This is a genomic window from Neobacillus kokaensis, assembly GCF_014656545.1.
In the GTDB taxonomy this organism is placed as follows: Bacteria; Bacillota; Bacilli; order Bacillales; family Cytobacillaceae; genus Neobacillus; species Neobacillus kokaensis.
The window spans coordinates 1-6,698 of record NZ_BNDS01000031.1; the positions used below are offsets into that span (position 1 = coordinate 1).

The following is a 6,698-nucleotide window of genomic DNA, read 5'->3' on the forward strand; positions in this document are numbered from 1 at the left end:
AAGGTCAACGGTAAAAATGAAAAGCTGATTCTGTGCATGAGAGGGACCGAGAGGGTTGAACTGTATATAAAACAAGAATCAGGCGTTTTAAAACACACTTATCCAATCAAACCCGTTTGCCCTCACTTTTTTTGAGTCGGAATCCAATTGCCTGGAAATGCTATAAGGTAAAATCTAATCTCCAACATTTAAAGGGGAATTGTAAAGGGGGATGCTCAATGAAATGCCCTCATTGTGTGCATTTAAATCCGGAGGGGATAAAGCTGTGCCTTAATTGCGGCCATCACTTTCAGGATACGAACCAAGACCCGAACAGTTTATTTTATGAGTTTGCCCATTACGTCGATATGATGCCATTAAAGGAACGTTCGGTTGAACCTAAATTCCATAATATCTTCTCAAGAGTATTCCGGAAGCATAGTGAGCTGGAGGCTGACCGGCTTTTCATAGTTGGAACAGCCATAACAACACCAAAAATTGAGGAAGTAAAGGAAACCTGGCCAAAGCCGTGGCTTTTTGCGAGAGTATTCCTAATCGCTCTGATTGCCTTCATAGGTATGTATATAGGTGTCAGCGTTTTTAGGAATATCAACTTTTTACCTGGTCTTATTATTATTGGTGCCTTTGCTGTACCGTTCACCACCCTAATTTTCTTTTGGGAAATGAATGCGCCGCAGAATATTGCGTTTTATCGAATTATTTATATGGTCCTCATTGGCGGGATTCTCTCGATGTTAGTAGCACTGGTATTTTTTAACCTCCTTAGACATATTATAAATCCCATTACAATTGGGATGGTGGAGGAACTGGCCAAGGTCATTACGGTTATCTGGATCGTAAGAGACCGTAAGTATAAGTATATACTTAATGGACTTTTGGTGGGTGCCGCAGTAGGAGCAGGATTCGCGGCATTTGAAACAGCTGGCTATGCATTAAGAAGTCTTCTAACAGGGGATGTACTGAACTTATATTCCACCATTTTATGGCGCAGTATTCTAGCTCCAGGGGGCCATGTTGCCTGGGCTGCGTTGACCGGTGCTGCCTTTTGCAAGGTACAAGGAGACAATAATTTTGAACTGTCCTTGTTAAGAAAGCCAGCATTTTTCCTTGTATTTATCCTTGTGGTTGCGATGCATGCTTTATGGGACACACCTCTTAAGGGCATGTCACCATTCGGGCATATCATCCTGATGGCTTCATCATGGATTATAGTTTTCCTAATGCTTCGCATTGGCCTTAAGGAAATCGCCAATAAAAAATGGCGGATTGCCTATGAACCTACGCAGCCAACCCAACCTTAATATCAATTTTAATTAAAAAAAGAATGCGAGGACAGAGATGTCAACGCATTCTTTTAAAATTGAAGGCATCAACTCTTTAGAAGATTGCTCTAAATTTTTTCTATCTCTTCTTGGTATAATTCATGTAATCTAAGGTTATTTTCACTGTTGATAATTAATCCGGTTTGGGGAGAGTGAAGCGTAGGAGGGAGAAGTTCTAAGTTAGAGTTAATGGCTTGATGTGGTACGGAAAGTTCCGGGAGTTTTTTTAGGATACTCTTTCGGCTGACAAGGTAAAACCCCCATACCCCAAACGATGGAACCAATGTAAAATAGGGTTTCGTTTTAAAACCAGACGCCTGCAAGGTTTTGCCAATACTCCAATAGACCTTTGGAGTGCCCTTTGGGGAATTTGCTTGGCATGCAAGGAGCCCTTCGGTATTTAAGTGACGCGCTACATGTTCAAAAAACTCTTTGGTGTATAATAAGCTGGTATCATGGTCAGCTGGATCCGGAAAATCAATAATGACGACATCATAACCCTTGTTGTTACCATTTACGTATTCCCTGGCATCCATTGTATGCACAGTCACCCTGTTATCTTTTAGCGAACCATGATTAGCAGTGACGAGAGCCCGTTCGTTTTTCGCTAAGTGAATAATCATAGGATCAATATCAACAAGGTCAACATGAAAGACGTCTGGATATTTTAAAACTTCTCGAAGTGCAAACCCATCCCCGCCGCCTAAAATCAACACATGTTCTCTTGAAGGTGCCAGCTCCATTACCGGTAATACCAATGCTTCATGGTAATGTTTTTCATCGAGGGATGAAAACTGTAATTGATCATTCATATACAATCGCAGATCCTTTGCTTCTACCAACAAAATATCGTGGAATTTACTTTTTCCTTTGAAGAGGATAGGGTGGTTTCCGTTTTTTATCTCTTTTAGGATTTTCCAGTCCCATTTATCCCCTCGGCGCCTTCCTGCTGAATGAAGCAGTTTATCACCTTCACGATTAGTGAAAATCAGCCCTTCCATTCCTCTTTTAATTTCATATATATTGGCTCGGCCAGCTCCGATTTTCCCAAGAAACTTTTTTAATGCAGGCAAGGCATCCATAGGAGAACATGTATATAAATCCAAAGCTGAGTACCCGTATTCCGGCCAAGTATGAATAGAAAAATGGGAAGTGGAAATAGCCACAATTCCCGTTACACCTTGAGGTGAAAAAGAATGGAAGTAAGCGAGCAGAACCTCCAATTGCAGCTCTCTGAGGGTCTCGAGCATTAATCTTTTTAAATCATCGGCATTATTTATGAGTTCCACTTGACAATCATAGGCATCCACGATTAGGTGCTGTCCTTTTATTTCCAATTACTTCTCTTCCTCTCAATTTTGGTGGTATTCTTTTTAATACCAAATCAAAATTATTTCAATCATATGAATATAGATAAAGTATGTGAAAGAGATTCTGGAAGTGCTAAAAATTTGGGAAGATGATTGTATCCATGCTGTTGAAGGACTTTTTAAACGGACTTGACGGGTTTACCCCCTACATAAAAAATGGTGAAATGAGTATGATCGACCCTTGCCTAAAATTGATGACAGGAATTTTATTGTATTTTTTAAGAAGGAAAAATTATCCCTGAAAAAGAATTTATTAAAAATGGTCTAATTTTGAAAAGAGAAGGGATTTAATGAAGAAAAAATATGTATTCCTAACGAGTTTTATTTTACTAATTATTTCAGGTTTTTTGGTAGGACATGTTTATTACAAATCGAAACAGCTGCAGGAAGTTAGAAAAGCAATGTTAGACGAGTTATCGACGAAGTACGGAAAAAGTTTCATTGTAAGTAATCTATCTTATGGAAAGGCATTGGGTAATAAAACTGGGACATACACAGCTGATGTTTATCCAAAGGGGGAAAAAAGTCTAGAGTTCCAGGTTCACCTTTCAGAGAGTGGGAAAATTCTTGATGAATCCTATAAAGAAATGATATGGAGAAGGGAAGCGATTAAATCCTGGGAGCCTTTTATGAGGAAATTAGGTATCACCTCCTATGCGGTGAACATCCATATTCCTGAAGAAATAGAAGAACAATACGGCGTGGAAGATTCATATAATGATATCTTGAAAAAACATAAGCACATAATGAGTGAGTATTTGTTTATCGGCCAGATTGAGAAAGACTTCGATAAGAAAAAGGAAATTTTGAAGGTTAAAGAGATAACGAACCACATATTGCGTCGCGAGCTTCAAGATTTTTCAATAGAGTGGAGATACTATGAGAACGGAAGTAAAAATGCAGATGTATTCGAAATGAGAAAAACAACACCTTCGTATAGCTGGCATTTTTCAAAAAAGGATGTGTTAAAAGGAGCGACGGAAGAAAACTTAGATCGATTCTTTATACAACACAAAAAAGAAACTTCACCAACTAGGTAAACTAATTCAGAAACCGATCGACAAAAGGGACAAGGGTGCCTGACACAGACACCCTTAACACATCCCGCTAAAACAACTGCATCTGCTCACTTTTTTTAGCAATGTTTTTATCCTCTAAATAAACATACCCCATGGATTTATAGCCTTTCAACCGTTTTTCAAACATGGACTTTAAAATAGGAACATGTAAATCAACATAATCAAATACTTTGACCTCCTGCTTATTGGAATGAATTCGATGTAGTCTTCCCACATATTGCTGAAGGGTGCCTTTCCAGGAAATCGGCATGGCTAAAAATAATGTATCTAACCGCGGGTCATCGAACCCTTCCCCGATATATTTTCCAGTTGCAATAACCAGCCGCTCTTCGTTGTCAGGAATTTTTTTTAGATGTTCTAACTCTAATAGACGTTCTTTTTTCGTCATGGCTCCCGTTAAAATAATGATGTTTTTCGTAAAGCCTTTAAATTTGTCCCGAAGATTTATAAGATGCTCGATTCTCTCTGTTAAGATGATGGGGGAGCGTCCCTTATCTAATTCATGTAAAACATCATCAAACAGTAGTTGATTCCGAATTTCATCATTAGAAATTGCTTGATATATATCTTGAATATCTTTTGAATGTGACCGAAGATTTGTATATCTTGGTATCAAAGTATGTTTAAATGGTCTGATTTTTGCCTGAGTTTTTGCATCCGTTTTATACCTGATGGGACCGCATTGCATGAAGATAATGGGATGCAGTCCGTCTTTCCGAATGGGTGTAGCAGTTAAGCCATACACGTATTTGGCACGAACTTGCTTCAACATCTTCTCAAAGCTAAAAGCTGAGATATGATGGCACTCATCCACAATGATTTGCCCGTATTGGGTAATTAAGGATTTAATCCCATCTTTAGAAATTAAACTTTGAATAGTTGCTACATCTAGATGTCCTGTGATTTTCTTTTTGCCGCCGCCAATTTGGCCAATGTCTTTTGGAGCAATATCAAGAAAGTTAGTCAAACTTTCAACCCATTGCTGCAACAGTTGGATTCTATTTACGATAATTAGGGTACTTGTTTTCCGTTTTGCAATAAGAGCGGCTGCCATAACCGTCTTTCCAAAGCCAGTGGTTGCTGAAAGTGTTCCATTTCTATGATTCAATAGCGCCGTGACGGCATTTTCCTGCTGGGAAGTTAATTGTCCTTTAAAGTTTAGTTCAAAATTTTCCCCAGCAAATGTTTGATCTTCTATTTCAAGTTCAATGGAATACTCTTTTTGCAGCTTTTCTAAATCCTCCAAGCAGCCGCGAGGGAGGATAAGGTATTGAGCATTTTCTTCAAAGCAGCTAATGACCTTTTGCATTCCAAAGGTCGACATTCTTTTGGCCTGGGCCTTATAGAATTCAGGATTTTTAAACGAAGCCAGAGACATTATTTTTGAAAAAATAGTTGAAGGAATTCCTTGCTTTTCAATATACAGTCCGTTTTTAACGATAACCTTAATTTTGGATGGAATCGGTAAAGTATTATAAGGCTTTTCTTCGTAGTCATTTAACTTCTTTAATATAGATAAAATATCTTGTTTATCTATTTTTTTAATAGAAGATAAGTACAGCCATTGATCAGGGAATGGTTGAAAGTTTTCATCAACAAACACACTATTTCCTGCTTTTTTTGAATGACGTTGTAGCGGGAGGGCGATTAGATTTCCAAAGCCGCCTTTTGGAAGTGTATCCTGGTTCGGTAACATTCGATCAAAGGAGTCCATGCCAATTTGGTGCCGTTTTTCCAACGCTTTTGTTAAAAGCAGCGAGCCTAGATTTCGTGCTATTGCTGCAGCTATATTTTCAGAAAAGAAAATCCATACATGCGCACCATTTCCAGACCTTGATCGTTCAATATAAACTGGTAAATCAACATTTTTACAAACACTTACAAATGCCAAAACATCCTGCTGCCAATTTTGTTTGTCAAAATCTAGCACAAGGAAATAACAAGTTTCATCTGGAAGAAGTGGGTATAATCCTACCGTTTTTTCTCCGCTCAAATGTTGAAAGATTACTTGATTTGTTAGCGGTGTGAATTTCCGATGCTGACATTCTGAACATTTTATCATAGGCTTCTGGCAGATTGGTTTTTGCCATTCAAAATCACAAGCTGGGGTATAACCGCTTCTACCATCCTTTGATTGCCAGCGATAAGCGAATACATCTGTCCTTCCTTTAAACAGGCTATTAAAAAGATGCATTTTCTCCTCTGGTAATGAACGATTACTGACATTTGACTCCCTAATCTCCATGTTTGATGATTCTACACGATTATGCATTATATTTGATAGAAGCTGCTTTAAATACGTATTTTCTTTTCTTAAACGATTCAATTCTTGTAATAGAAGATTATATTCCACAATAAATCCCTCTAAAAATATTTTTATAACTATCATTTTACCTTAATTGTTATTGTTTATTCAAAAAAGTAAAAAAATTGATCCCAAGTTCCTTTAGAAAAAAGTGACAGACATTCCCCGACAGTGTAGTGAAGAGGAAAAATAAAGGCTTGATTTTGCCCGAGAAGTAAACGAAACCTAGGTTGGCGGTAAAAATAAGTGCAGAATTATACCCGGAAGCACGTGAAAATCAGGATAGCGGTAAAAAATGGGTATGATTTATCCCGAAAAAGTTGCCAAGACCGTGGTAACCAGTGAAATTTAGATTTGATTTAACTCGAGGTTTTTTGGACCATGAGATTCGTAATAGAAATGCGATCTTTTACCTGCAGCTATCCAAAGGTGTGCCTGCAGTAAAAAGAGTCCAATTCTATTACCCGAAGCGTAAACTAAAACGGGTATTATGGTAAAAAGAGAACCGTTCTATTGCCTGCAACCATACCCAAAAGAGGTCTAGCGGTAAAAAGAGCCCGATTCTATTGCCTGAAGCGTAAACTAAAACGGGTATTGTGGTAAAAGAGAACCGTTCTATTGC

4 protein-coding genes are annotated in these 6,698 nt (G+C 38.2%); 2 read left to right on the top strand and 2 right to left on the bottom strand.

Annotated elements, in window-relative coordinates:
• Positions 1-218 precede the first annotated feature (218 nt).
• Positions 219-1,301, top strand: a complete 1,083-nt coding sequence (locus tag IE222_RS22480) for a PrsW family glutamic-type intramembrane protease (RefSeq protein WP_191276623.1) — start codon at positions 219-221, stop codon at positions 1,299-1,301.
• 89 nt (positions 1,302-1,390) lie between these two features.
• Here the strand turns inward: IE222_RS22480 and speD are convergent, their stop codons facing one another.
• Positions 1,391-2,659: an adenosylmethionine decarboxylase gene (speD, locus tag IE222_RS22485; protein WP_191276624.1), complete on the bottom strand. Its 1,269-nt coding sequence runs from the start codon at positions 2,657-2,659 to the stop codon at positions 1,391-1,393.
• 323 nt (positions 2,660-2,982) lie between these two features.
• Here speD and IE222_RS22490 point away from each other — a divergent pair, with 323 nt between their 5' ends.
• A complete protein-coding gene (locus IE222_RS22490; protein ID WP_191276625.1) occupies positions 2,983-3,732 on the top strand; it encodes a hypothetical protein in 750 nt (249 codons plus the stop codon).
• 67 nt (positions 3,733-3,799) lie between these two features.
• On the opposite strand, the gene IE222_RS22495 is transcribed toward IE222_RS22490, so the two are convergent.
• Positions 3,800-6,124, bottom strand: a complete 2,325-nt coding sequence (locus IE222_RS22495) for a TOTE conflict system archaeo-eukaryotic primase domain-containing protein (protein ID WP_223282854.1) — start codon at positions 6,122-6,124, stop codon at positions 3,800-3,802.
• Positions 6,125-6,698 lie beyond the last annotated feature (574 nt).